The organism is Gordonia malaquae NBRC 108250, from assembly GCF_000344135.1.
Classification (GTDB): Bacteria; Actinomycetota; Actinomycetes; order Mycobacteriales; family Mycobacteriaceae; genus Gordonia; species Gordonia malaquae.
Window position 1 is genome coordinate 78,459 of record NZ_BAOP01000015.1, and the last position, 26,273, is coordinate 104,731.

The 26,273-nt window shown below is 66.8% G+C and carries 23 protein-coding genes and 1 tRNA gene; 12 read left to right on the forward strand and 12 right to left on the reverse strand.

Translation table 11 applies throughout. The annotated features are described in order from the left end of the window. Positions 1 to 37: 37 nt before the first annotated feature. The gene (locus GM1_RS11720) at positions 38 to 1,837 is read right to left on the reverse strand and encodes a hypothetical protein (RefSeq protein ID WP_040519992.1); all 1,800 of its coding nucleotides are present in this window, start codon (positions 1,835 to 1,837) and stop codon (positions 38 to 40) included. A gap of 100 nt (positions 1,838 to 1,937) precedes the next feature. Here GM1_RS11720 and GM1_RS11725 point away from each other — a divergent pair, with 100 nt between their 5' ends. Continuing rightward, the gene (locus tag GM1_RS11725; RefSeq protein ID WP_008379088.1) at positions 1,938 to 2,249 is read left to right on the forward strand and encodes a chorismate mutase; all 312 of its coding nucleotides are present in this window, start codon (positions 1,938 to 1,940) and stop codon (positions 2,247 to 2,249) included. A gap of 11 nt (positions 2,250 to 2,260) precedes the next feature. On the opposite strand, the gene pgi is transcribed toward GM1_RS11725, so the two are convergent. Continuing rightward, complete coding sequence (gene pgi / locus GM1_RS11730) at positions 2,261 to 3,949, reverse strand: glucose-6-phosphate isomerase (protein ID WP_008379090.1); 1,689 nt, start codon at positions 3,947 to 3,949, stop codon at positions 2,261 to 2,263. A 141-nt stretch (positions 3,950 to 4,090) separates the two neighbouring features. Between pgi and GM1_RS11735 the strand changes: the two genes are divergently transcribed. Then, positions 4,091 to 4,483: a hypothetical protein gene (locus GM1_RS11735; protein ID WP_040519978.1), complete on the forward strand. Its 393-nt coding sequence runs from the start codon at positions 4,091 to 4,093 to the stop codon at positions 4,481 to 4,483. 11 nt (positions 4,484 to 4,494) lie between these two features. Here the strand turns inward: GM1_RS11735 and GM1_RS11740 are convergent, their stop codons facing one another. Next, positions 4,495 to 5,238 carry an SDR family oxidoreductase gene (locus GM1_RS11740; protein WP_008379094.1) on the reverse strand — a complete coding sequence of 248 codons (744 nt, stop codon included), beginning with the start codon at positions 5,236 to 5,238 and terminating at the stop codon, positions 4,495 to 4,497. Positions 5,239 to 5,358: 120 nt separating this feature from the next. Between GM1_RS11740 and GM1_RS11745 the strand changes: the two genes are divergently transcribed. Then, entirely contained in the window at positions 5,359 to 6,627 is a 1,269-nt protein-coding gene (locus GM1_RS11745) for a glycoside hydrolase family 183 protein (protein ID WP_052005382.1), read from the forward strand. 89 nt (positions 6,628 to 6,716) lie between these two features. Then, positions 6,717 to 7,901 (forward strand): glycoside hydrolase family 183 protein, encoded by a 1,185-nt coding sequence (locus GM1_RS11750; protein WP_008379098.1) that lies wholly within the window; start codon positions 6,717 to 6,719, stop codon positions 7,899 to 7,901. A 15-nt stretch (positions 7,902 to 7,916) separates the two neighbouring features. Here the strand turns inward: GM1_RS11750 and GM1_RS11755 are convergent, their stop codons facing one another. Further along, positions 7,917 to 8,789 (reverse strand): Fpg/Nei family DNA glycosylase, encoded by an 873-nt coding sequence (locus GM1_RS11755; RefSeq protein WP_008379100.1) that lies wholly within the window; start codon positions 8,787 to 8,789, stop codon positions 7,917 to 7,919. Positions 8,790 to 8,828: 39 nt separating this feature from the next. On the opposite strand from GM1_RS11755, the gene GM1_RS11760 reads away from it, so the two are divergent. Continuing rightward, on the forward strand, positions 8,829 to 9,569 hold the full coding sequence (locus GM1_RS11760; RefSeq protein WP_008379102.1) for a 3'(2'),5'-bisphosphate nucleotidase CysQ: 741 nt from the start codon (positions 8,829 to 8,831) through the stop codon (positions 9,567 to 9,569). Between the two features lie 91 nt (positions 9,570 to 9,660). Beyond that, complete coding sequence (locus GM1_RS11765) at positions 9,661 to 10,563, forward strand: DUF4189 domain-containing protein (protein WP_008379104.1); 903 nt, start codon at positions 9,661 to 9,663, stop codon at positions 10,561 to 10,563. Between the two features lie 2 nt (positions 10,564 to 10,565). On the opposite strand, the gene cobF is transcribed toward GM1_RS11765, so the two are convergent. Further along, positions 10,566 to 11,333, reverse strand: a complete 768-nt coding sequence (gene cobF / locus GM1_RS11770) for a precorrin-6A synthase (deacetylating) (RefSeq protein ID WP_008379105.1) — start codon at positions 11,331 to 11,333, stop codon at positions 10,566 to 10,568. 1 nt (position 11,334) lies between these two features. Then, positions 11,335 to 11,407 (reverse strand) — tRNA-Arg (locus GM1_RS11775). A 477-nt stretch (positions 11,408 to 11,884) separates the two neighbouring features. Between GM1_RS11775 and GM1_RS11780 the strand changes: the two genes are divergently transcribed. The 3 genes from GM1_RS11780 to GM1_RS11790 all read left to right on the forward strand — a co-directional run bounded on the left by GM1_RS11780 (position 11,885) and on the right by GM1_RS11790 (position 14,187). Beyond that, positions 11,885 to 12,412, forward strand: coding sequence for a hypothetical protein (locus GM1_RS11780; RefSeq protein ID WP_008379106.1), 528 nt, complete (start codon positions 11,885 to 11,887; stop codon positions 12,410 to 12,412). A gap of 75 nt (positions 12,413 to 12,487) precedes the next feature. Further along, positions 12,488 to 13,504: a COG1361 family protein gene (locus tag GM1_RS11785; protein WP_008379107.1), complete on the forward strand. Its 1,017-nt coding sequence runs from the start codon at positions 12,488 to 12,490 to the stop codon at positions 13,502 to 13,504. 320 nt (positions 13,505 to 13,824) lie between these two features. Next, a complete protein-coding gene (locus GM1_RS11790; protein WP_157435974.1) occupies positions 13,825 to 14,187 on the forward strand; it encodes a hypothetical protein in 363 nt (120 codons plus the stop codon). A 31-nt stretch (positions 14,188 to 14,218) separates the two neighbouring features. Here the strand turns inward: GM1_RS11790 and GM1_RS11795 are convergent, their stop codons facing one another. Then, positions 14,219 to 15,694, reverse strand: coding sequence for an NAD-dependent succinate-semialdehyde dehydrogenase (locus tag GM1_RS11795; RefSeq protein ID WP_008379111.1), 1,476 nt, complete (start codon positions 15,692 to 15,694; stop codon positions 14,219 to 14,221). A gap of 111 nt (positions 15,695 to 15,805) precedes the next feature. Between GM1_RS11795 and GM1_RS11800 the strand changes: the two genes are divergently transcribed. Next, positions 15,806 to 17,152 carry an SWIM zinc finger family protein gene (locus tag GM1_RS11800; protein WP_008379112.1) on the forward strand — a complete coding sequence of 449 codons (1,347 nt, stop codon included), beginning with the start codon at positions 15,806 to 15,808 and terminating at the stop codon, positions 17,150 to 17,152. Further along, entirely contained in the window at positions 17,145 to 20,354 is a 3,210-nt protein-coding gene (locus tag GM1_RS11805; RefSeq protein ID WP_008379113.1) for a hypothetical protein, read from the forward strand. Before GM1_RS11800 ends, GM1_RS11805 begins: the two co-directional genes overlap by 8 nt. A 36-nt stretch (positions 20,355 to 20,390) precedes the next feature. On the opposite strand, the gene GM1_RS11810 is transcribed toward GM1_RS11805, so the two are convergent. Both GM1_RS11810 and GM1_RS11815 read right to left on the reverse strand, forming a co-directional pair. Then, positions 20,391 to 21,344 (reverse strand): hypothetical protein, encoded by a 954-nt coding sequence (locus tag GM1_RS11810; protein ID WP_008379115.1) that lies wholly within the window; start codon positions 21,342 to 21,344, stop codon positions 20,391 to 20,393. Positions 21,345 to 21,462: 118 nt separating this feature from the next. Continuing rightward, on the reverse strand, positions 21,463 to 21,900 hold the full coding sequence (locus GM1_RS11815) for a type II toxin-antitoxin system Rv0910 family toxin (RefSeq protein ID WP_008379117.1): 438 nt from the start codon (positions 21,898 to 21,900) through the stop codon (positions 21,463 to 21,465). Between GM1_RS11815 and GM1_RS11820 the strand changes: the two genes are divergently transcribed. Next, on the forward strand, positions 21,878 to 22,471 hold the full coding sequence (locus GM1_RS11820; RefSeq protein ID WP_008379118.1) for a DNA-3-methyladenine glycosylase: 594 nt from the start codon (positions 21,878 to 21,880) through the stop codon (positions 22,469 to 22,471). The two genes, GM1_RS11815 and GM1_RS11820, sit on opposite strands and share 23 nt — an antisense overlap. 1 nt (position 22,472) lies before the next feature. On the opposite strand, the gene GM1_RS11825 is transcribed toward GM1_RS11820, so the two are convergent. Genes GM1_RS11825 through GM1_RS11835 form a run of 3 tightly spaced genes read right to left on the reverse strand, consistent with a single transcriptional unit; the run spans position 22,473 to position 26,270 of the window. Next, complete coding sequence (locus GM1_RS11825; protein WP_008379120.1) at positions 22,473 to 22,655, reverse strand: antitoxin; 183 nt, start codon at positions 22,653 to 22,655, stop codon at positions 22,473 to 22,475. A 19-nt stretch (positions 22,656 to 22,674) separates the two neighbouring features. After that, positions 22,675 to 25,176 carry an HAD-IC family P-type ATPase gene (locus GM1_RS11830; RefSeq protein ID WP_008379121.1) on the reverse strand — a complete coding sequence of 834 codons (2,502 nt, stop codon included), beginning with the start codon at positions 25,174 to 25,176 and terminating at the stop codon, positions 22,675 to 22,677. After that, positions 25,173 to 26,270, reverse strand: a complete 1,098-nt coding sequence (locus tag GM1_RS11835) for an MBL fold metallo-hydrolase (RefSeq protein WP_223291321.1) — start codon at positions 26,268 to 26,270, stop codon at positions 25,173 to 25,175. Before GM1_RS11835 ends, GM1_RS11830 begins: the two co-directional genes overlap by 4 nt. Positions 26,271 to 26,273 lie beyond the last annotated feature (3 nt).

Here is a 26,273-nt window from a genome sequence, read left to right on the forward strand (position 1 = left end):
CAGGCTACCTTCGACCTACGACAGTTCTGCCGACCCCTCAGGGCGCGAGGTCGGCGATCACCGGCAGTCCAACACGTCCTTCGCCGGTGTGCAGTCGCAGGCCGGGGGTCACCGGACGGATCCGCAGCCTGTCTCCCTGGCCGCTCACCTGTAGGTAGACCGCGTGCAGACCCGGCTCGACAGTGATGCGAAGCGGTTGTCCCCCTTCGAGGCCGACTTCCACGTCGCCCCCGATGTTGGCGCAGTAGCTGAGCTGGATCGTCCACTGGATGTTGAACAGCGGCCCGTCGAGGCGGAGTCGCTGCGGGCCCGCGATGCCGGGGTTCCGGCACGTGCCGCGGCTGGGCGCGATGGTGCGGGACCTCGTGACCGCCCCCGGGACCGCCCGCCCGTCCGGGGCCAGAACCACGAGCCTGTCGGTGTATCCGCCGAAGTCGGGACGGTCGTGCAGGCGCCCGAAGATTCGGCTGATCTGATTGTTCGGGTAAGTGACCGGGTGGAGCACCTCGATCGGCACGGCCTGGTCGAACATCACGCGCCCGGCGTTGTCCTTCATCGCCTGGCGGGCGTTGGTCAGGTAGTCCCCCGTGGGTCCCTCGCTCCACGACTGCGAGAACGAAGACGTGCCGACCATCGCCGACAGGACCAGCAGTCCACACCCGGCGGCTCCGGCGATCGAGAGTCTGCGGTCCGGCTCAGCCTTCGCGGCGTGTGACCCACCGGGAACGGGCGCGGCGGCGATCAACGCGAAGGCGAGCGCGAACACCAGGGCGGTGTCGGGCAGATACCGCAGAGTCTGGGCGAGTTCGAGTGCGGTGTTCTCGCTCGATCGCAGCCACATGACGGGGATCTGCACGCCGACCGCGTAGACGGCTGCGAAGACCCAGACGATCGCCGCACCGCGACGGGCGCGAACCGTCGTCACGACGAGAGCCGCGATCACCAACCAGCCGACGACGATCATCCAGACCGGCGCCAACCCCATCGGCGGGGCAGGCGGCCACAGTTCCCACACCCACGGCCCGCCTGCGAACGACGGCACGATCGCATTGTTCACGCTGCGCCAGACCAGTTCGGCCATCTGCGACGCCGAACGTTCACCGTCGTCCGTGGTGGACGTCGTGAAGAACAGCACCGCCCATGCGACGAACACGACGCCCATCGCCGCCCAGAGCTCCTTCGCCCTGCTGAACACCGCGGTGAGCAGCGAGCCGACACGACGGTCGTGGCGGACCGCGAGCAAAGCCACCACCAGGGCGACGGGCAGTATCACCAACGACTTCTCGAAGAAGAGCAGGCCGACGACAAACGCGGCGACCGCACCGACGACCAGTCGGGTCCGGCGCGGCCCGGTCGGCTCGTCGCGAACCAGCACCACCGTGCTGCCGACAACCCATGCGAGTGCCGCCTGGAACGGCAGCGTGTTGAGACCTGCGGCCCACCACACGAACGAGGTCACCGTCATCGGCACGAACAAGTAGAAGGCCAACGCCGCGAGCGCTCCCCCTCTCGCATTCGGCGCGATGATCCGAATGGCACGCCACACTGCAAGTGAGGCGAGTACCTGCCCTACGACCAGCGTCGCGGCGGGCAGCCACCATTGGAGCGGCGCGATGTATGTTGAGACCACGACCACCAGATACGCGCCCGGCATCAGATGCCCGTCATGGCTCTGACCGAAGAAGGACCAGCCGAGACCGTCGTGGCTGGACGCCTGCGCGATGAGGAGCAGGTCGTCTCCGTAGAAGTCACCCCGGATGACGAGCCACGCCCGCACGATCGTCTGCGCAACGATGAGAGCCGCGGCGAGTGCGGTGATCTTCCTGGCATCCAGCATTCCTGCATTGTCGCGCACCGCGTCCGGCCGGTACACCGCGCCACGCGTTTCCGGCAGGCACGAGCCCTCGGCGTCGAGGTTCATGGCAAGATCGTGAACCGTGAGCGAGTCAAGCGAATCCGACAAGGACCTGGGAGTCGACGGTCTGAGCACCGATGTCGCCGATCTGCCCGACGACATCGACACCCTGCGTCTGGAGATCGACCGGATGGACGCGATCATCCTCGCCGCCATCCAGCGTCGGAGTGCGGTGTCGAAGAAGATCGGCGCTCACCGTATGGCGACCGGCGGTCCGCGCCTGGTCCACAGCCGCGAAGTGAAGGTCCTCGACCGCTTCTCCGCACTCGGGTCCGAAGGTCACACCTTGGCGATGCTCCTGTTGCGTCTCGGTCGCGGCCCCCTCGGCCGCTGACCTTCGCCCGGTCAGCCCTTGCGCCCTCGGTGTGAGCGGTACCAGCGGACGAGGGCGTCGGTCGACGAGTCCGGCTGCGGCGCGGGCGAATCCGCCTGGGAGACCACGCCGAGCAGCGCGCTCGCCTTGTCCTTGCCCAGTTCCACACCCCACTGGTCGAAGGGGTTGATGCCCCAGATCATCGCCTTCACGAAGGTCTCGTGCTCGTAGAGCGCGATCAGCTGCCCCAGGACCGACGGAGTGATCTGCGGGGCGAGGATCGTCGTCGACGGACGGTTGCCCGGCATCACCTTGTGCGGGACCAGCGCGGGCGGGACGCCTTCGGCGGCGATGTCCTCCGCCGTCTTTCCGAACGCGAGGACTTCCGTCTGGGCGAAGAAATTGCTCATCAGGACGTCGTGCATCGAGCCGCCGTCGACGGTCTCGCGGTCGTCGGTGGGGATCGCGAAACCGATGAAGTCGGCCGGGATCAGCCATGTTCCCTGATGAAGCAGCTGGTAGAACGCATGCTGGCCGTTCGTCCCCGGCTCTCCCCAGTAGATGGTGCCGGTCGGTGAGGTGACCTGCCGCCCGGTTGTCGTCACCGACTTGCCGTTCGACTCCATCGTCAACTGCTGCAGGTACGCCGGGAATCGGGCGAGGTCGTCCGCGTACGGCATCACGGCCTTCGTCTGCGCGCCCCAGAAGTTGGAGTACCAGAGGCCGATGAGGCCGAGCAGTGCAGGCGCGTTGCGTTCGAGAGGCGCGGTGCGGAAGTGCTCGTCGACGAGATGGAAGCCGTCGAGGAACTCGTCGAATCGGCGGCGACCGATCGCGATCATCAACGACAGGCCGATCGCCGCGTCGAGCGAGTACCGTCCGCCCACCCAACTCCAGAAGCCGAACATGTTGGCGGTGTCGATGCCGAATTTCTCGACTTCGTCGGCGTTGGTGCTGACGGCGACGAAGTGCTTCGCGACGGCGGAGGCGTCGCCGTCGAACGCGCCGACGAGCCAGCGTCGAGCACTGACGGCGTTGGTGATGGTCTCGAGTGTCGTGAACGTCTTCGAGGCGACGATGAACAGGGTGGTCGCGGGATCGCAGTGATCGAGGACGGACACCAGGTTCGACGGGTCGATGTTGGAGACGAAGTGGCACGAGATCCGCTCGTGGCGGTCATGTCGCAGCGCCTGGTAGGCCATGGCCGGTCCGAGGTCGCTGCCGCCGATGCCGATGTTCACGACGTCGGTGATCGGTCGCCCGGTGTGGCCGACCCACGAGCCGTCGCGAACGCGTTCGCTGAAGTCGCCCATCGCGTCGAGCACTTCGTGGACATCGGCGACCACGTCCTGACCGTCGACGACAAGATCGGCGTCGCGCGGGAGCCGAAGTGCGGTGTGGAGCGCAGCACGGTCTTCCGTGGTGTTGATGTGCGCTCCCGCGTACATCGCGTCTCGCTTCTCCTCGAGCCCCGCTTCGCGGGCGAGGCTGGCGAGCAGCTCGATCGTCTCGGCGGTGATCAGGTGCTTCGAGTAGTCGATGTGCAGGTCGGCGACGTCGACGACGAGCGACGAACCGCGCTCGGGATCCATCGCGAACAGTTCTCGAAGATGCAGTGAGTAGACGTGCTGCTGATGCGCGGCGAGCGCATGCCACGACACGGTGGCAGTGATGTCGAAGTCATCACCATTGTCTGGATGTCCATTGAGGCGGCCCAACATTTATCCACCATATGCGGTCGCGCTGTGACGCGCCTGACCGCATCAGACCATTCGACGCGTGATCACATCAGACGCCCGCCGAAGCGACCCTCGATGGGAGTATGGAAGCCTTTGCGGAACGAATACGACGATTGGTGGCCGGTGACCGAACGAGAGTGGCTGATTCCAGCAGCGGCCGTGATCTGCCCGGTGCTCGGTTTCGGCAGCGCCTTCGCGAGTCTTGCGATCCGCAGCAGGCTGATCGCGTCGTGCGAGCCCTTCGCCGGCGCCGACACCGGCCCGGGAGAGGGTTGGTACGTCCTGTTGGTCCTCGGCCCGCTGATCACGGCAGCGGCCTTCGCCGCAGTCAGCATCACTTTCGGCGCAACGGCCAACGCCTGGGGTCGTCGACGTCCCTGGATACCGCTGGCCGCAAGCGCCCTGATCGCGATCATCACGATCTATCTCGCGGTGCTCGCCCTGGACGTCCCGGGCCATACACCGGACTGCCCCACCGGACGGCCCGCGTGGTGGCCCGGATGGCTGCCCCTGTAGGCCTGACCGCATCAGACCATTCGACGCGTGATCACATCCGGGAGGTATCGCAGCGCCCATGAGATCGGCGTCCACGGCAGGCCGGGGACGGCGGCGCGGGCGCGCTCGGCTTCGATCGCCTTGACCATCGATGCGACGCCGGTGTCCAGGTCAGTCATCATCGACGTCTTCACACCGCGGTTGATATCGGTGGAGATATAGCCGGGCAGCAGGACGGTGACGGTGATCGGCGTGCCGGCGAGTTCGGCTTGCAGTCCCTGCCCGAGTGTCGCGAGCCCGGCCTTGGACGCCGAGTACGCGGCCTGCGCCTTGGGGAGTCCACGGACCGCGCTCATCGAACTGACGAGGACGAGGTGCCCGTGGTTCTGTTCGCGGAAGATCTCGAGCGCGGCCTCGATCTGCGCGAGTGCACCGATCAGGTTGGTCTGGACGGTCTCGATGTTGGCCGCGGCCTTGCCGGTGCCGATCGGGGCGCCTTTGCCGAGGCCCGCGTTGACGATCACGCGGTCGACGCCGCCGAGGTCTGCCGACAGGGCTCGGAACGTGGTGCGAACGGCGTCGGTGTCGGTCACGTCGAGACGAGCCACCGCGACCTTCGGCGAAGTCGTCAGTTCGGCGGCGAGCGCATCGAGGCGGTCGAGACGTCGTGCCGCCAGTCCGAGGCTGCGTCCCCGCGAGGCGAATTCACGGGCCATTCCTTCGCCGAGTCCGGAGCTGGCGCCGGTGATGATGATCTTGTCGCGAGTCTGAGTCACGACAGCGAATCTACCTGCGGCGATCGTGACTGGATCGTGACGCGCACTACACCCCGCACCGTGATATCACTTTAGTCACTTCAATCACTTTTGCCCCATTAGTTTCATCGGAGGACAGGTATGCGACCGCGCCGTCTTGCAGCAGGAGTCGCGGCAGCATGCTGCGTGGCGACCGTGTCGTTCGCCTTCCCGGGCGCGGCTTCGGCCGCACCGTGCGGGAACCCCAACGCGGGCAATGGATCTTCTCTCCCGTTCCTGCCGACCGGTTCGCTCGGATCAGGCAGCGGCGACGCCCCCGGACCGACCGCCGAAGGCCCGCAGGGCGCACTGCCGAAGTACAACGACGGCACATCAGCGGTGCTCTCGTGGGTCACCGGCCCGCGGAGCCCCAACTCGACGTTCGCGCGATTCGGGATCTCCGGCACCGATCTGGGCATCGCGTGGGACAACGGCGCGGGCCAGACGTTGATGGCGTTCGGCGACACATTCGGCGACTGCACCGTCAGCGGCAAGCAGTGGCGACACAACGTCCTTCTGCGGACTGACGACACCGACCTGTCAGACGGCCTCACGATCGCCGACGGTGTTCCGGGCGACACCACGTCTGGCGCGTCGGTATCGGCTACAGCTCCCCGGTATGCGAGGCAGATGATCGGCGCGATCGGCTGGCCCGGTGTGGAGGTCACGACGATCCCGACGGCCGCCATCGCCATCGAAGGCAAGCAGTACGTCAACTACATGTCGGTCCGGAAGTGGGGCGCCGCCGGAATGTGGGACACCAACTTCTCGGCGATCGCCGTCTCTGCCGACAACGGCCAGACCTGGACGACGGAACCGTCGACGATCCGCGTCAATGCTCCGATCGCCGTCCCGTTGCCGACCGGGTGGCCGTCCGTCCGGCCGAACGACGCCAAGTTCCAGCAGAGCGCATACGTCGCGGGCCACGGCGCCGACGCCGGTTGGATCTTTCAGTACGGGACTCCGAACGGTCGCTTCGGCGCAGCGTACGTCGCACGTTTCCGTCCGTCGGACATCCTCGACCTGTCGGCATACGAATACTGGACCGGCTCGGGATGGTCCCCGAACATCGACTCCGTGCGACGTGTCGTCGGCGCGCCGGTGACCGAGGTGTCCGTCGCCTGGAGCGAGTACCTCGGCAAGTACGTGATGGTCGACAGCCCGCTCAACGTCCACCTGCGGACAGCTGACCGCCCGCAGGGGCCGTGGAGTCTGCCCAGGTTCCTGTTCCCATCGCTGATCAGCGTGTATGCGCCGATGATGTTGCCGTCGTCGCCTGCCCTGCGTGGCACCGGCCCGGAGCTGTACATGAACGCCTCACGGTGGGACGACTACAACGTCCTCCTCCTGCGCAGTCGACTCCGACGCTGATCGTCCAGTGTCGCGAATCGCCACGAACTCCGGGACGGACCGGTAAGAATGGCGGTGACCATGTCGTCCATTCGACCGAGGTACCTCTCATGCGCCGAACGCCCCGACTGTTGTCCGCCGCCGGAATCGGAACCGCTGTCGCTGCGACCCTGACCCTGTTGTCGCCGATGTCTCCGCTCCCGACCGCCGATGCCACCGGTGCGTGCAGCAACTCCGGCACCGGAATACGATTGCCGTTCAACACCGGTTCGCTCGGCCTGCCTCGCGGCGGCGCAGCCGAAGGTCCGCAGAAGCCGCTCCCCGGTTTCAACAACGGCCGGACCAGAACCGTCTCGTGGGTCACCGGCCCGCTCAGCAAGAACAAGACCTTCACTCGGTTCGGGATCTCGGGCACCGATGTCGGCGTCGCGTGGGACAACGGACGCGGTCAAACGTTGATGGCGTTCGGCGACACGTTCGGCAACTGTCTCCGACAAGGCCTCGGTTGGCGGAACAACACTCTCCTGCGCTCGACGGACCGGAACCTGTCCGACGGCCTGACCCTGCAGCGCTCGGGTTATGCGGGTCCGATGTTCGGGGCCCTCGGGTTCTCCGGCATCGAGAAGACGAAGATCCCGACCGCGGGCGTGTCCATCGGAGGCAAGCAGTACGTGAACTTCATGTCAGTTCGCGCGTGGGGTCCGCCGAGCCGCTGGTACACCAACTATTCGGGCACGGCGGTGTCGTCTAACAACGGCCGATCCTGGGTGACGCCCCAATCGACTGTCCGGCCGAATCTGCCGTGGAACCCGATCGACTCGGTGTTCCAGCAGAGCGCCTACGTGAAAGGTGCGGGTCCGGACGCCGGGTGGATCTACCAGTACGGGACCCCGAACGGACGGTTCGGCAACGCGTACATCGCCCGCTTCCGCCCGTCGGACATCCTGAACCTGGGTCGCTACCAGTACTGGACCGGCTCGCGCTGGGGCGGCGCCGGTTCGCGCCCTGCTCCGATCGTCCGGGGTCCGGTGACCGAACTGTCGGTTCAATGGAGCCCGGTGCTGCGGAAGTACGTGATGCTCGACAGTCCGCACGGGGTGCGACTGCGGACCGCGAGCCATCCGCAGGGCCCGTGGAGCCCGGGACGCCGAATCACACCGCCGAGCCTTGAGCTGTATGCGCCGATGATGCTTCCGTCGTCGCCTGCACTGCGCGGCACGGGCTCGGAGCTGTACTTCAACGCCTCGAGGTGGGACGACTACAACGTCGCCCTCATCGAGACCCGCGTCCGCTGATCCGACCCCGAGCGGCTACTTCAGCAGGCGCGACATCCGGCGGTCGGCGAGCACTTTGCCGCCGGTCTGGCATGTCGGGCAGTACTGGAACGATCGATCGGCGAATGACACTTCGCGGATGGTGTCGCCGCACACCGGGCATGGCATGCCGGTACGCGCGTGGACACGAAGCCCGGTCCGCTTCTCGGACTTCATCGTCGCGACCTCGCTGTCTTCGAAGCGGCGGGTCGCATCGAGCAGAACCGACCGCGTCGCGTCGTACAGCGCGCCGACCTGTTCCTCCGAGAGCGTCTTGGCGGTGGCGAACGGCGACAGCCTCGCGGTGTGCAGGATCTCGTCGGAGTAGGCGTTGCCGACGCCGCTGATCACCCGCTGGTCGGTGAGGAGGTTCTTGATCCGAGACGTGCGTGAGGCGAGGATCGTCGCGAAGTCGCCTCGTGAGAGTTCCAGAACATCGGGGCCGAGCGTCGCGATCCGCTCCACGTCGGCCGTGTCGCGGACGATCCACGCGGCGAGTCGTTTCTGGGTGCCGGCCTCGGTGACGTCGAATCCTTCTCCAGGCGGTCCACAGTGGACGCGCAGCGCGATGGGGCTCTTGCCGCCCGGTTTGAGCGGCCGAGGTGAGAGATCGCTGCTCCATCGCACCCATCCGGCCCGGGAAAGGTGGATGACAAGATCGATCTCCCCGTCGTCCCCGTCGGTGCGGATCACGAGGTACTTCGCGATGCGGTCGACGGCTGTCACAACCCGTCCGACGAGGGCCGAGTATGGCGGGTCCGCGGTTTTGAGCACGGACAGTGACGCGACGTCGACCCGACGGATCGGCAGCCCGGCCATGCGGGAGTCGAGGTAGGCCGCGATCGCGGAGACTTCGGGGAGTTCCGGCATGTCACCAGTGTCCTTCACGGGATGTGATTTGGTAAGTGGATGACTGATCGCCTGTCGGACGCCGAGCTCGCCGCCCGTATCGCAGTGGGCGCCGGTGAGGTTCTGAGCGGTATCCGGCACGGCGATCTGATCGGCGGACGGCTCCTCGGTGATGTCGGCGACGCTCTCGCACAGGCGTGGATCTCGACGGTTCTGCGGACTCATCGCCCCCACGACGCGGTGCTATCCGAGGAGGCGGCGGACGTCGGCGACCGGTCGACGGCGTCTCGCGTCTGGATCATCGACCCGTTGGACGGCACCAGCGAGTTCTCGATGGGCACGGCCGATTGGGCGGTGCACGTCGCACTGGCGGTGGACGGTCTACCGGAGGTGGCGGCGGTGTCTCTGCCCGCTCACGGCGAACTGTTTCGCAGTGACGACGTACCGCTCGCGGACGGCCCGCTGACGGGCAGGCTCGCCGTCTCCCGGTACGGCCACTCGTACCATTCCGCCGCCGTGGCCGACAGGCTCGGCATGGACGCGATCCGGATCGGTTCGGCAGGCGCGAAGGCGATGGCCGTCGTCCGCGGCGATGCTGACGCATACGTCCATTCCGGTGGGCAGTACGAGTGGGACAACTGCGCACCGGTCGGAGTCGCGCTCGCGGCCGGGCTGCACTGCAGCCGTCTCGACGGCCGCCCGATCGTCTACAACAACCCTCAGCCGTACATGCCTGACTTCATCATCTGTCGGACCGAGATCGCCGACGACGTCCTCGACGCGGTCAGTACTCCCTGGTGACCGATGCCCTACTCCGGAATTGCGGAGTTGGCGCGCTCCGCGACGATATTCGCACTGGTCGTACCGGCCGACCGGTGTCATTCTGAATGACATGGCTGACACTAACGGGCCGCAGTGGCCGAACGGCGATCCGCAGCAACCGGGCCCGGAGCCGGGCGGTTACAACCCGTACGATCCGACCCAGCATGGTCAGACGCCTCCGCCGAGCAACAGTCCGTACGACAAGACGCAGCAGTACGGAGCGGCGCAGCCCCCGAGTGGACCCCAATACGGCGGGCAGCCGCCGTTCGGTCAGCCGCAGCAGCCGTACGGCGCACAGTTCGGCCAGCCCCAATACGGGCAGCAGGGTCAGTACGGGCAGGGTCAGTACGGGCAACAGCCGTATGGGCAGTTCCCCGGCCAGTACCCTCCGGGCGGTCAGCCGCCGAGCGGATCGAACAAGGCGATCATCTGGATCGCCCTGGTCGGCGCCGTCCTCCTCGTCGGAGGACTGGTGACGTGGTTGATCGTGCGTGACGATTCACCGAAGAACGTCACCGCAGCGTCGTCGTCGAGCGGCGTCCCGAGTTCAAGCGGGTACCCGTCGTACTCATACCCCTCGTATTCGTATCCGTCGTACACGTACGATCCGTCGACCAGCTACACCCCGCCCACCACGTCGACCTCGTCGTACACGTATTACGGCGCGATCGCGATGTCGACGTCGACCGGCGACGTCGGCTACTCGATCAACAATCGAACCCAGGCGGAGGCGGACAGTGCGGCACTGTCGCAATGCAGCGCGTCGTCGTGCACCACGGTGCTCCGCTTCTGGAACGCGTGCGGCTCGATCGCGCAGTCGCAGGCCAACCTGTACTGGGGTTGGGGCTGGTCGACGACGCGACAAGGCGCCATCGATGAGGCCACTTCCCAGGTACGCGGCGCCGACCCGAAGGTGCTGACGACACAATGCACGATCAATGCGGGCGACTCGCGCGCCGGCGGTTCCGCCTGAGCTCAGCCGTGCTTGCGCAGCAGGTAGATGTCCATGATCCAGCCGAGCCGTTCACGTGCCTCGGCACGCTTGGCGACTATCTCGTCGGTGACGTCGCCGACTCGTCCGCTCACGAGGATCTGATCGTCGGTGCCGACGTACGCCGCCCAATAGACGACGTCGTCCGGTGACGCCGTCTCGCGGAAGGCGAGCGCGGAGTCGAGCATGACGATCTGATTGAGATCGGCGCCGTCCGGGGTGGTCGCGAGCCTGCGCCCGGTGGTGGTGGTGATCGGTTCGCCGACGCCGTGCGCCACGATCCCGTGCGCGGCGGTCAAGGCAGACGCGCTGGTCACCCCGGGGATCACCTCGACCGTGAGATCGTCGCGCTGCTCGACGAGGCGGTCGGTGATCCGAAGAGTGGAGTCGTAGAGTGCCGGGTCGCCCCACACGAGGATCGCCGCACTTCCACCCTCGGCCAGGTTCTCGTCGAGAGCCGCGCCGATCGCATCGACTCTCGCCGAATGCCAGCGCCGAACCTCTGCCTCGTAGTCGACGGGATCCCGATCGCGCGGAGGGTCGGGCACAACAACCACCCGGTGGTCAGCACGTGCGTGCTCGTCCAGCATCCGGGTGCGGGCCGCCGTCAGCTCCGCGGTCCTGTCCCCTTTGTCGAGGATGAGGAACACGTCGGTCGCCGCGATGGCGTCGACCGCCTCCAAGGTGATCTGACGGGGGCCGCCCGGGCCGATGCCGATGACGCGCAGGGTCTTCTCATTGATGCGTGACAAGTGCTCCCGGCAGGATTCGAACCTGCGACACCCGCTTTAGGAGAGCGGTGCTCTATCCCCTGAGCTACGAGAGCGAGAACGGTTCGCGTCGATGATGCACGACCGCACGGGCTGCGATGGGGATGCGCGGCCCGACGCGAGAAGTCTACGTGAGAGTGTTCCAGCCTCTGGCGTCGCCCGTGTCGGCTCCGAAGAGGGAAGCCGATCCAAGCGTCCTGGGGAGTCCACTTGTCCGAGTTTCTGTCGAAAGCGAGCGGAGCGGCGAGTGATCCGTGCCGAGCACCGGCGCACCGATGTCATCGACCAGCGACTCGCGACTTGAGTCCGACAGCGTCCCCACTGGTCAAAGAACCTGGTCAGCGGAAATTCGTCGCAACTGATGTCGGACAGCGATCCGCACGGACGATCCCGATGTCCCCCGATTGGGTACATGGACTCCCTGCGCGACAGCACTCAGACTCGTCTCACCTCGGCTGTCGGGTACAGGGGTCTGCATCCGAGGTCCCTCCCGTGTTCTGACAACACATTGAGCCTGAGAAGAGGTACCCCTCATGCGTAAACCCATCCTGGCCGCGACGATCCTCGCGGCCGCAGCCGGCCTCGCCGTTCCGGCCGTCGCGCACGCCGCGCCGTCGGCCAACACCGACGTCACCTTCATCGTCGCCGGACAGGGCGGCGATCTGTCGATCACCGCAGGCCCGCTCGGCACCATCGTCCCCAACGTGGCGGGCACCGCCGCGACCGGCGCGCTGCCTCCCGTCTCGGTCAGCGACAATCGAAACGGCTCGCCTCGTGCGTGGACCACCACCGCATCGTCGACCGACTTCGTGAGCGACGACCAGACGATCCCGAAGTCGGCAGTCACATACACGGCGAATGCGGTCGTAGGAAAGGTCGGCGGCGGAACACTCGCCTCGACCGGCGCCCAGACCCTCGACGGCCCGAAGGCCGTCGTGAACCGTTCCGGGCTCACCTGGCCGCTCGAAGTCGCCACCTGGTCACCCTCACTGAACGTCGCCTACCCCGGCGGCGCGTCGATCGGCACCTACAGCGGAACGATCACCGTCTCCGTCGCCTGATCAGTCGTAGAGCGCCAGCTCTGACAGCCGGGGTGCGCACCCCGCACCCCTGCTACCCCACCAGAAAGATCCCGCATGCGCCCCCTGAGCCTCGCCCGCGCCCTTCTCGCCGCATTCGTCGCAGTCCTCGCCATCGCCGCAGGTCTCGCTCCCGCGGCGAATGCCGAACCGTCGACCCCGGAGGGATCGATTGGCATCCGACTGCTCGACGTACCGGCGAAGGCGAAGGACGATCCTCGCGCCAAGTTGTACATCGTCGACAACGTGAAACCTGGAGCGACTATCACGCGGCGAGTCCAGGTCACGAACAACACGGGTGCCAAGGCAACTGTGCGGATGTACGCCGGACCGGCGCAGATCGTGGGGAACACCTTCGTCCCGGACGAGCCCGGTGCGACGAATGCACTCACGTCGTGGATCAAGGTCGACCAGCCGAGCGTCACGCTCGACAACGGCGAGACCGCCAAAGTCGCGGTCACTATCAAAGTTCCGGCCGATGCTCCCGAGATGGAGCATTACGGCGTGGTGTGGGCGTCCCTGACGACCCCCGGGAAGGACGGCGGAATCGGCGCGGAATCGAGAGTCGGAGTCCGCGTCTACCTCTCGGTGGGCGCCGGGAACGGGCCCCCTTCCGATTTCTCGATCGACAGCGTTACCGGTAGTCGCGGCGACGACAACGGTGCAACGGTGATCGCAACGGTGACCAACACCGGCGGACGCGCTGTCGACGTGAGCGGAACGCTGAAGCTGACGAAGGGTCCGGGAGATCTGAGTGCAGGCACCGTCGGCTCCACCGGCGTCACGATCCCTCCGGGCGCCTCATCCGATGTCGTCTTCACCGTCCCCAACAGCGCGAGCCTGCCGGACGGCCCATGGAACGCATCAGTTGCGCTGCAAAGTGGTGTTCACAAGCACACCAGCGATCAGACGGTCACGTTCAGGGCAGCCGCCGATTCCGGTCCCGCTTCCCGATCGATCGCACTGCCACTGACCGTCACAATCCTTGTTGTTCTCGCTGCAGCCGCACTCGGCTACTTTCTGTACCGACGTCGCCGCACAGCGACAGCAACGGGCGAGGACAAGTCGGCATGACCGCCCGTAGGCCCGCCCTTGCGTGCGCCGCAGCGGCCGCCAGTGTATTCGTCGCAGTGAGCGCACTCGCGCCGACAGCGTACGCAGAGCCTGTGACAAGCACGTCTGTCACACCGACGACATCTGCTGAGGAGACTGACGAGCCGACCGCACCAGTTTCGTCGACGACGGATGAACTCGAGCCTCCGACGACCACAACCTCCGACGAACCGGTGCCCTCATCAAGCACGCCGTCGTCGTCGACGCTTGCGCCGTCGACCTCCTCGACTCCTCCCCGTGCCAGGGCAGGCGTGAGTCCACTCGCGGCCAGCGGACTCTCCGTGAGCACCGGGGGATACGGAACGATCGTTCCCGGCGCCACCAGTGCCAATGGAAGCCTGCCGCTGGTGACCGTGGCGTCAGGCGGTGGCGGATCGTGGACGGCGACGGCATCGTCGAACGGATTCGGATGTCCTGCAATGACGATCCCGAGCAGCGCGGTCACCTACTCGGCAACCGCACCCGCGGGAGGTCTGTACATGAACGCCAGATCGAACCAGAACCTCGGTTCGCCTCAGGTGGTCATGACCAGCACCTCCGGCCTGGCCGAACTGGTGACCTGGACGCCTCTGCTGTCCGTCGCCTACCCCGGCGGCGCAGCGATCTGCACGTTCAGCGGAACGATCACGATCTCTGTCGCCTGATCGATCGTGTCGCCGCAGTCTGCCGCGAGTGTCAGGTCAGAGCGATGTTCACGTACACGGTCTCGAGGTATTCCTCGATGCCCTCGTACCCGCCTTCGCGCCCGAGGCCAGATTGTTTGACCCCGCCGAAGGGCGCCGCGGGGTTGGAGATGACTCCCGAGTTGATGCCGAGCATTCCTGTCTCCAGACGGTTCGGGAGCCGTAGAATCCGGTCGTGATCGGTTGTGTAGGCGTACGCGATCAGCCCGAACGGAGTTGAGTTCGCGAGTTCGATCGCCTCACCCTCCGTCGAGAAACGCGCGATCGGCGCCACTGGACCGAAGATCTCCTCCGACATCACCCGAGCATCGGCCGGCACATCGGTGACGACGGTGGGCTCGAAGAAGTATCCGGGGCCGTCGATCACCGAGCCTCCGACAACGACGGTCGCACCTCTGGAGACTGCGTCGTCGACTAGGGCGGCCACCCGATGTCTGGCGTCGTCGTCGATCAACGGTCCCAGGTCGACGCCCGCCTCAGTTCCCCTGCCGACTCGCTTGGCTGCAAACGCCTCGCCCAGTTTCCGAGAGAACTCGTCGGCGACGTCCTCGTGCACGTAGAAGCGGTTCGCCGACGTGCACGCTTCGCCGATGTTCCGAAGTTTCGCAGCGACAGCCCCTTGGACGGCAGCGTCGACGTCGGCGTCGGCGAACACGAGGAACGGGGCGTTGCCGCCGAGCTCCATCGATGTGCGCAGGACGTTGTCGGACGCCTGGGCGAGGAGAGTCTGCCCGACGGGCGTGGAGCCGGTGAAAGACAGTTTCCGCAGCCGGGAATCGGCGATCAGCGGCCCGGTGGTCGAGCCGGCGCTCGACGTGGGAATCACGTTGACCACACCGTCCGGGACGCCTGCTTCTTGAAGAACCTGCGCGAACAGGAGGGTCGTCAACGGGGTGGCCGAAGCGGGCTTGACCACCATGGTGCAGCCGGCCGCGAGCGCTGGGCCGATCTTTCGCGTCGCCATGGCGAGCGGGAAATTCCACGGTGTGATGAGCAGACACGGCCCGACCGGTTTCTTCACAGTAACGAGGCGTGACTTGCCGTCCGGCGCAGTCGTGTACCTCCCGTCGATCCGGACCGCCTGCTCTGAGAACCAGCGAAGGAACTCGGCGCCGTAGGCCACTTCCCCGCGCGACTCGACCAACGACTTGCCCATCTCCAAGGTCATCAGCAGCGCGAACTCGTCGGCGCGTGCGGTCACCGCATCGAACGCTCGGCGCAGGATGTCACTGCGCTCCCGCGGTGGTGTGGCGGCCCACGAGTCCTGCGCGGCCACTGCGGCGTCCAACGCTGCCGCAGCGTCGGCGGCGTCTGCGTCTGCGACGTCCACCAGATGCTCTCCGGTCGACGGATCGTCGACCGAGAAGGTCTTGCCGCCTGATGCGGGCCGCCACTCCCCACCGATGTGCAGGTTCACGGGAATGGAGTCGATGAGCTTCCGCTCGTCGGCGCTGCTGACAATCATCATTGTCTCCGTTCAGTAGCCGAGGTCTCAGTCCACATCGCATGGACTTTCGCCAGGGTAGTCACGACCGGGCTCGTTCCGCCGATCGTCGAAGGGCGACACTAAGGTGAGCGCATGACTCGTACGTTCAGCGGTGCGTCCGCTGTCGCTGACACCGGTGTCGGGCTGGCGCTCGCGCCGGCGCTGACTCCCGACGGGATCGCTGATCGGCCGAGTTTCTTCCACGGGTTCGCGACGCATCCGGCGGTCTTCGCGCAGGGCCTGTTGACACTCGCGGACGTGACCGCGACGCGATACTTCCAGTACACGCCGTCGAACCTGCGAGATCCGGTTCTCACGGCGCACGGCGATCGGTTGCGCGCCGAGTGCTTCTCCGCGTGCAACGGCGTGTACACCCGCCTCGACTTGCTCAGTTCCGGCTTCGACGGCGGCGACATCGGCCACGGCACCACCAACGTCGACCTGAACCCCACGATGCGCAGCGCACTCGCGAGGGTCCGACGCGGCGAACTCCTTCACGTCGACATCGGCGACGGAGGGCTGAGCGTGGCGACTCCCGATTCTCACGCTCACGAGCGACCCGTCGAGATGCCCGATCGGTGGATCCGGGCGCTCGGAAACGTCTCACAGATGCACCGGCCCGCAGTCTCGGCATTCACGCTCGACCGGCGGCAGACCAGAGCCTTCCTCGGTTCGCTTCCGCACGCGACGGCGGCAGCTCAACGCGGATGGCTCGTCCCCGACCGTACCGGCGCACGGCTGTCGCCGCGGCCCGCGCCGGGCGGCGTCTACGTCAACGGGCTCCACCGATTGGCCGCCGCGAAGCGCATGCTTGTGCACGCAACCGGGCTGACCGCGTACGCACTCGGTGTCGGCGAGTCCCCGAGTGTCATCGAGATCGAACTGCCGGGCGCACGACTGTCATTCGGTCTCACCGAGGAACCGTGGCGAGGCTTCTCCGGCGAAGGCAGCCTGCTCGAAGCACTGGCGTCGCCGACCGTGCTCGACCACGCCGACCTCGTGTCCGCGCTTCTGGCATTCGAACCGATCATCAACGTCGGACGGCTCAGTAGAGACGCCGCTCTGACTCCCGCGCGAACAGAGGGTGCGCTCGCGGTGCTGGCATCGTCCGGGCGCGTCGGCTGGGACGCTCACGACGAATCGTGGTTCCACCGCGAACTGCCCGATGACCCCGACCGCGTCCGCAAGGACAACCCGCGCCTCGTCGCCGCTCGCGCCCTCGTCGAGGCCGGGGCGGTGACAGCGTCCGACGGTGCCTGGACCGTCGCGAATCCGTCCGGCGGGATGTACCGAGTGACGCTCGGCCCGACCGGCGGCGTCGACGGCAGCCGGTGCACGTGCGCCTGGTACATGAAGCACGGCACCGCCCGCGGACCGTGCAAACATGTCCTCGCGGTGTACCTGACCTGCGGCGGATCAATTGAGGAGAACGATGACTGATCTCGACGACGCTCTCGCCGTCTACGACGCCGTCGGCTGGGAGGCCCTGGACTTCGCCGAGTTGCCCACCGCCGAACGATGCCCGGCCGAGCACCGGGCGACGGCACTGCGCGGCCTTCGAAAGGGCCCCTGGATCGACTTCGCCGAGACCTCGAGCGGCTCCTACGGGCGGGTGTCGCTGATAGGCGGCAGGTCGGCGTCGAAGCTCGCGCTGTTCGCGATCACTGTCGGGGTGGACGCCCGACGGGCAGTCAGTGTGCTCGAGTACAACGTGCCGCCCGAGGTGCTCGGCCAGTTCGTCGCCGACCGTGGTGCCGCGTACGCCGCCGATTTCGTCCAACGAGCATGCGTCAGCTCACGCCGCGGACTCACTCACGGCCCGTCCGGGTTCGGTGCCGGCGCGATCACCGCTGTCGAGCTCACCTCGGCCGAGGTGCCGATGAACATCGAGTTCTTGAAGGATTGGGCAGTCCATTCGAACGCCGCGCTCACCGGCGATCGCACCGACTTCTGGTCGCAGGCTGGACTCGACGTGGGCGTCCTCGCACCGCGGTTCGACGAGTACGCACACGCGGCGACGGCCATGAACGTCCCGATGACCGGACCGCTGCGACCTGCTCTGGCCGCCGCGGTCGAACGTGGTCTCCTCGACTCCGACGTCGCGCAGTCGTTGGCGTTCGGCGGCCTCGAGTCCGCGGTCCGCCCCGGCGACCTCGCGGGCTGGCTCGGGTTCCTGCTCGACGACCTGAATGTGCCGTCGTCGGGCCTCGCGGACCGTGCCGAGGAGCTGATCCCGCTCTTGACCGCCGGGGTTCCCGCCGTCACCGACCGCGTGGCGCCCGTCCTCATCGGAGCCGTCGACGACGATCTCCTCCCCGATGTCGTGTCCGCAGCTCTCACTGCTAAGCCCGCGAAGACCAGGCGGATCGTCGTCGACGCACTCGCGGCCCGGCCTGTGCCGTCCAACTCCGACGACGTGCTCGCCGAACTCGATGCACTCTCCGGTGCCCGCCAACTCGTCAAGCCTCTCGCAGCGCTCGCCACGACATGGGAAGTGGAGCCTCCGGCGCAAGAGGCCGCCTCATCGTTCGCCGTCTGGCGGTCGGTGCCCGACGTCTGGGACGTTCCGCGATTCGAACCCGGCCCGGTGTCGCCCGAGGCCCTCACCGACCTCGCACGCAGGCTTCTCGAACGAGGCGAGGCGACAGCGGCTGACGTGGTGGTGGAGCAGTTCCACGCCTGCGCGGCGACCCTCGGCGCACAGTCTCCGGACGCCGTGCGCACCGCACTCGCCGGGGTCCCCAACGCCGCCACCACCGGTCTGTCGGTGGTCCGGTCGTGGTTGGACGGCGACCTCGCCGACATCATGGCGAATTATCCGCAGTCGTGGGCGCCGATCGTCCGCCGGCGTGATGCCGAGTTGCTGCTCCGCAACGGTGAACTGCCCTGCGTACTCTCGCAGCCGTCGTGGGACGACCTGCGTGTGGACCCGGCCGATCTCCTCGCCCGGCTACGCGAGTATGTCGGATCCGGCGTCGCAGCGGCCGCCTCCGACCTTGCTCTTGCACTGCTGCGGATGGACGTCGATTCCTCGCCGGACGTCGACTTCTCGGAGATCGACATCAAGGTGGTCGCGTACGACGGGACCGTTCTCGACCAGACTGCGGGACGACTGGCGGCTGCAGCGCTCGCCGAGCCCGTCGCCGACCCCGGGTTGGTCTCGGGCCGCGGCTGGCGGCGGTGGACGCCGGGCGACATCGTGGCCCCCTCCTGGCTCAAGCAGTTCGAACCGATCGCCTCCGAGTACGGCGAGACGGCCGAGTTCTGGGTCTTCCCCTGTTGGCAAGGCGACACCGCGATGACGCCCGTCGCAGTTCTCGACGAGTACCACGGCAACGGGCCGACGCTCCGGCAAGCGGCGCGGCGCCGGGACCCGTTGTCACCGGGTGCGGCTGTCAACTTGCTCGCCGCTCAGCGTCGCTTTCACCCGCGGGACGCCACTGACGGCCAGACTGCGGTGTACGAGGCGTTCGATCGTGGTCTTCTCCGCCCGGGAGCAGCCGATGTGCGGTATCTCGACTGGGCCGACACTCCGTCGTCGATCGCGGCGTTCGCCCGAACGTTGTCCGACCTCGCCGAGGGCGGGTTGACGGCCGTCGTCTGGCCGGTCCTCGACGATCTGCTCGCCGCTTCCGCAGCGCAGAAGCGCATCCTGTCCGGTACCGAGACAGTCGTCGACGTCGTGGGATCCGTGTTGCCCGTTGTGCGGTCTGCGGTCGTCGACGGCCTCGCAGACTCGTCGGCGTTGGATGTCCCCGGCCTGCGTGCTCTTGCCGATCGGACCGGTTCGTCGGTGGCCGTGAAGAGCGCCCGTGCGCTTGCCGGGACTCTGCCCGCGCCGTCGCGCACACCGGTACCTGTCGATGTGGCGCCGCGCTTCGACCTGTCGGACGTGTGGACCGAAGGAGCAGGCAGTGCACCCGCCGTCGACGATCACGCGGCAGTGGCGATCGATTGGTTCGACCCCGACGCGAAGAGTCGTCAACTCGTCATCACGGCGACGTTCGCGCACTTGCCGGATCGTGCGTTCGCGATCCGCAAGGGCTGGACATACGACATCGAGCAGGAGGGCCAGTGCCGGGCGTCTGACGGCGGCCTCGACGTCTGGCTGCGATGGGACGGTACCGGTATCGCTGTCGGAGACAGCCGAGATCAGGCTGGGTCAGGTACAAAACCCCCGGTCACGGTGTTGATGACCGCAGTCCTGCTGGCGACGCTCATCAACGAGACACAGGACGCCCGGTGGACGGTGGCGTCGTGTGCGCTCGACGGCGTGCTGCAAGCCGAGGCTGTCGGCCTTGCGATGCGGCTCCTGCTGCGACATCCGGTGATCAGTCCGGCGCGAATGGTCCGCGCCATCGAGCACGAGCCTCGCTCACTGCGCGCCCTCTGGCCGATCCTGACCGAATCGATCCGTCACGCAGGCGACGTCGTCCGAGCCGGCGACACGATCCCCAAGTGGGCGAACCGTGTCCTCGACCTGGCCCTAACCGTTGCACCTCAGCTCGACGAGGCCGTCACCCGCGGTCTCGCTCCCGCCGATGCGTCGCAGTGGCCCGGTCTCGACGCCCTCGCCGACGCTCCGGGCAAGTCCGCGGCCATCACCAAGGCTCGCGCCCTCCGCGACCGATCACGTGTGTAGATCGTTACCCGATTCGGGTAACGATCTACACACGTCTTAGACCACACAGTTCGGGGACGTGCACGGATGCGGGCTGTCCGGCCAGCCGAGCAACGACAGGTATCGCCCTACCTTCACCGCGGTCGAACACGATCGGACATGCGCCTGTCCCCAACCGAGCCGAATCGTATGGCGATCGAGGACGACAGCGGCGTCCAGATCGCGTTCCAAGTCGCGATCGCGATCGCGCGCGTTGTCGTGGTGAGCTCGCCCGTCCAGTTCGATGACCAGGCCCCAGTCCGGATAGTCGAGGTCTCGGAAACCGGGTCGCCCAGCTCCTGTCGGTGCCTGCCTCACCGGCGACGGCAGTCCGTGCGGGCGCTCCACTCGGGTGAGATAGCTGTGCTCTAGCGCCGAACACGCGCCGTCTCGCAGATCCGCGAGTAAGCCTTCGATCAGCATTCGATGCCGAAGGCGAGCTCGTCTGACGACCGCGCTCAACAACCGATCTGGAGTGGTGCGACGCGACCCCACCGCGTCGGACAACGTCGCAATGGTTTTCATCTCGTTCAGCGTCTCGCTCGCGACATCGATGAGCGCTTCTTCGAGGCGAACTCGTGGAGGAGTCGTGTGATCCAGGACGTCCTGGTTGAACAGTGACCGGTGATGAACGATCATACCGGGGCGTCGGGTGACCTTCCTGCCTGCCTCGACCGCGATATGAATCGGGTCGTCCCGGCGCGGCTCACGGCCGACGCCTGCGGCTGAAAGCGCGGAGTCGTGGCTCGCGGCGGCAGGGCACGCATCGAGGATCGCGGCCCACACCCGCTGATGCCACGAGAGCGCACCGGTATGCGTCGCATACACACCCGGGTAGACGGCGACCCATGCCCGACATCGAAGCTGTTGCCTGACGTACGCCGACCCGAAACCACATTCGAGAACCTGCGTCCGGGCGATGACGCCGTCTTGCAGTCCGATCAGAACCCTCAATGCACGTTCGTCCCCCATGGGGCAGAGTGTGCGCGCAGGAGCCGAAACCGCCAACCCCGTTGTCCACAGGCCCTGTGGGCAAGATGCGTGTAGATCGTTACCCGATTCGGGTAACGATCTACACGCAGGATTTCAGTCAGGCGTAGAGCGCAGTGAACTTCTCTAGGGACTTGCCGATGTCGCCCTTGACGGCCATCGCGGCAGCTTTACCCGCGGGTCCGATGAGCGGGAGGCCGCCGAGGTCGATGAGGAAGGTGATGATCGATCCGTCGCCGTCCGGCGCGACCGTCAGATTGATCTTCGCTTTGACGCCGCCCTTTCCGCTGCCCTTGAGGACCACTTCGCGGGGTCGGTCGAACTTCTCGATCTCCCAGGCGAAACGCACGCGGGCGCCCTTCACGCTGATCACCGACGACACCTTGGTGCCTTTGCCGAGCTGATCGGCGGACGGCAGTTCGCTGCGCCAGCCGTCGTGCATCACGAGCCAGTCGTCGTAGCGGGACAGGTCGGCGGCAGCCGCGAAGGTATCCTCGGGCGAGAGGTCGACATGGATGGAGTCACTGGTCTTGGCCATGGTCCCAGAGCCTAGCGTCTGCGCCGACGCCTGTAACCTGCTGTACCGCATACTGGTCGGCCACGGCGTGTCCGTGCTGATCACCGAGGTGGAGGCGTACGACGGCCCGAACGATCCCGCATCGCACGCCTACACGCGGACACCGCGGTCGGAGATCATGTACGGCCCGCCGATGCGGCTGTACGTCTACCAGATGCACGGCCACCACTGCGCGAACATCGTCACCAGTCCCGAAGGTCACGGCTCAGCCGTGCTGATCCGCGCGGGCAGGGTCGTCGACGGTCTCGACCTGGCACGACAACGACGAGGCGTGGTCGACGACGACCTGTTGGCCCGCGGCCCCGGCAACCTGACCCGAGCCCTCGGCATCACCAAGGCCGATCTCGGCGCCGACGTGACCGCGCCGGACGGCGTGCATCTACTGCCCGAGGACGACGAACGACCCGGCGATGTCGTCGCCGGGCCGCGTGTCGGTGTGCGCCTGGCCGCTGACCGACCATGGCGCTTCTGGGTGGACGACGAGCCCTCGGTGTCGGCGTATCGCCGTCACCCGAAAGCTCCTCGCCTCTGAGCTACTTGTCGGCGTCCTTCTCCGGAGCGCCGACCGCCTTGCGGGCTGCGTCCTGAGCCTTGTCGACCTGCGAGGCGTACTTGTTTCCGGTCGCCTTGTCGACCATGTCACCGCCCTTCTCGATCAGGTCGGGGTTCGAGCGGAGTGCGTCCTTGGCCTTGTTGACCAGTCCTGAGAGATCCATGCCGACATCTTAGTACCGGTCAGGCCGCGGCGCGTCGGTCGAGAGCTGCTTTCAACACCCGTGTGCTGATCTCCACTGCGGCACAGCCCACCACCGCGCACACAGCGGCGACGGCCATCATGCCTGCGTTCGACGAGTCGAGGTGGAACATCCGCTGGCTGAACGGCACCGTGAAGATCAGCACGTAGGCGACCACCGAGACGCCGATCAGCACCGCCTTCCACCACGTGTAGGGGCGCGCCACGACCGCCAGCACGTACACGGCGATCGCGATCATCGTCGCGAGCGCCGCCGTAGCGGCCTGGGTCTGCTGCGCACCGATGGTCTGCGATGCCCCGGCGATCGCGGCAGCGGTGTCTGCGGGCGAGAGCAACACGTTGCCGGTGTAGCTCGCGAGCGCACCGGTGTAGTCGCGGTTGACCAGCAGGAAGCAGACGAACGTCGACAGGCCGATGATGATGCCGTTCGGAACCGCCTGTGTGAGCACTCGGCGCACGAACCCGGTGCGAGCGCGCTCGTTGTTCGGCGCAAGCGACAGGACGAACGCCGGGATGCCGATCGTGAACCACGCGGAGATCGTCACGTGGATCGGCTGGAACGGGTAGCTGATCGGCGCCCAGCCGAATCCCTTCGCGACGAGACCGCCGATGCCGATGAGCAACGCGAGCAGAACGGCGTAAACGGTCTTGGTCAAGAACAGGTTGGAGACGCGTTCGATGTTGCCGATGACGCGTCGGCCCTCGCCGACGACGTACGGGAGCGTGGCGAACTTGTTGTCCAACAAGACGATCTGAGCGACCGACCGGGCGGCGGACGAACCCGAGCCCATCGCGACGCCGATGTCGGAGTCTTTGAGCGCCAGGACGTCGTTGACGCCGTCGCCCGTCATCGCGACGGTGTGCCCATTCCCCTGAAGGGACTGCACCATCGCACGCTTCTGGTCGGGGCGGACGCGGCCGAACGCGTCGGCGTCGCCCACCACCTTCCCCAACTCGACAGAGTCGGTCGGCAGCTTCCGTGCGTCGACGGCCTGCTCGGGCTCGCCGAGTCCGAGCGACGCGGCGACCGCTCCGACGGACAGTGCGTTGTCGCCGGAGATCACCTTCACCGCGACGTTCTGCGATTCGAAGTACTCGATCGTGTCCTTGGCGTCCGGGCGCACCCGCTGCTCCAACACGATCAGTCCGACGGGTGTGATCACGCCTGGCAGGTTGCTGCCCGTGGCAGGCACGGTGTCGACGAGTGCGTCGCAGGTGGCGACGAGCAGGATGCGCAGGCCCGTCGAGCCGAGGTCGGATGCGAGTTGCGCGATCTCCGACTCCGGGTCGAGCAGCACGTCGGGCGCACCGATCAACCAGTTGCCGCGATCGGTCCCGTCGCCGTCCACGAAGGAGATGCCGCTGAACTTGTTTGCCGAGCTGAACGGCAGGATCGCCGACGTCGACCATCCGGGTGCGTCCGGGTACGCCTCGGCGACCGCCTGAATCGACGCGTTGGGACGCGGATCCGCCGCCGCGAGCGCCGCCATCGCCGTCTGCACTGACTCCGGAGTCACCGAATCGTCGACGACGCGGATCTCCGAGAGCCGCATGCCGTTCTCGGTGAGCGTTCCGGTCTTGTCGGTGCACACCACGTCGACGCGGGCCAGGCCCTCGATCGCCGGAAGCTCGTTGACGAGGCATTGACGGCGTCCGAGCCGGACGACACCGACGGCGAAGGCGATGGACGTCATCAGGACGAGTCCTTCGGGGACCATCGGGACGAGCGCGGCGACCATGCCGAGCAGTGCGGTTCGCAGGCCGTTCTGGCTGATGAACAGCTGGTTGATGATCGTCAGGATGCCGGCCGGGATCAACAGCCAGGTGATCACCTTGAGGATCTGGTCGATGCCGGAGCGCAGTTCGGACGACACGAGCGTGAACTTGCTGGCCTCCGCCGCGAGTTGCGCGGCGTACGCGTCCGCGCCGACCTTCGTCGCCCGGTATGCACCCGACCCGGACACCACGAAGCTTCCCGACATGATCGGGTCGCCGAGCGACTTGTCGACCGCATCGGCCTCACCGGTCAGCAGAGACTCGTCGACGTCCAGGGACTCCGATTCGACGGTCTCGCCGTCGACCACGATCTGGTCGCCGGGGCCGAGCTCGATGATGTCGCCCTGCACCACCTGATCGGGCGCCACTTCGGTGGCGACACCGTCACGACGGACGACCGGCCTGGTCTGGCCGACGATCGCCAGACGATCGAGCGTCTTCTTCGCTCGAATCTCCTGAATGATGCCGATGCCGCTGTTGGCGATGATCAGGAGACCGAAGAGACCGTTGATGAACGACCCGGTGAAGGCGACGATCGCGAACAGCACGCCGAGGATCGCGTTGATCCTCGTGAAGACGTTCGCCCTGATGATGTCGGCGACGCTGCGGCCCGACTTGTCGGGCATCGTGTTGGCCTGACCGGCGGCGACGCGCTCAGCGACCTCCGCCGCTGTCAGTCCGGGCAGACGGTCGGTCGTCGAAGTCATAGGTAGCGCTCCCACCAGGTCGGATCGTCGAAAGCCGTGCCGACGCGAGCGTCGACGTCGAGCGCGGCGCCGGGCCGGGGCACACACAGTTCGACCCCCGCCGACTCCGCTGCGGGCAGCAGTCGCTGGATCGGGTCGCCCCACGAATGCCGCGCCAGGTTGAACGTACCCCAGTGGATGGGAATGAGGAGGCCGCCTCGATCACCCCCGTTGACCAGACCGTGAACAGTGACGCCTTCCTCGGGGTTGAGGTGGATGTCGGGCCAGAGGACGTCGTACGCCCCGACCGCGATGAGCGTCGCGTCGAACGGGTCGTATCGCTCCCCCACCTCGCGGTACGCATCAGTGAAACCGGTGTCGCCGGAGAAGAAGACCGAGTGCGACGGCCCGACGATCGCCCAACTCGCCCACAGCGTCTGATTACGGGTGAGACCACGCCCCGAGAAGTGTCGGGCGCGTTCGCAGCCGAAACGCACATCCACTTCCCGAACAGAGAGCGTCACGTCGCCCTTCCAGTCAGCCGTGCTGATCCGGTCGGCACTCACTCCCCACGACCGCAGGTGAGCGTCGACGCCGATCGGCGCGACGAACCGAGCGTGCGGCTGGGCGGCGGCGATCGTGCGGATCGTCGGATAGTCGAGGTGGTCGTAGTGATCGTGGCTGAGGAGCACCACGTCGACCTGCGGGAGCTCGGCCGCCGTCACCGGGACCCGGTGCATCCGCTTGGGACCGATCAACTGCGACGGTGAGCATCGATCGCTGAGCACCGGGTCGAGGAGCACCCGGACACCGTCGATGTCGACGACAGCGGTCGCATGCCCGAGCCAGGTGATCGTGAGTCCAGACGGCTCGTCAGCGAACACCGGTCGCAGAACCGGAAGCACCCCGTTCGGCTTGCCCGGGCGACGCATCATGTCGACAAACGTCCCGGCGCCGGGACCTTCGGTGTCGGGTACCGGTTCGACGTTGGTGAACACTCCGTCGACGAGGTTCGGCGAGCCGGATGTCGCTTCGGCGATCGCGTCCGCGGATGCGCCCATCGCGCGCAGCGGGGCCGGTGCGGGCAGGCGTCTGACAGTTGATGTGAAGGTCACCCG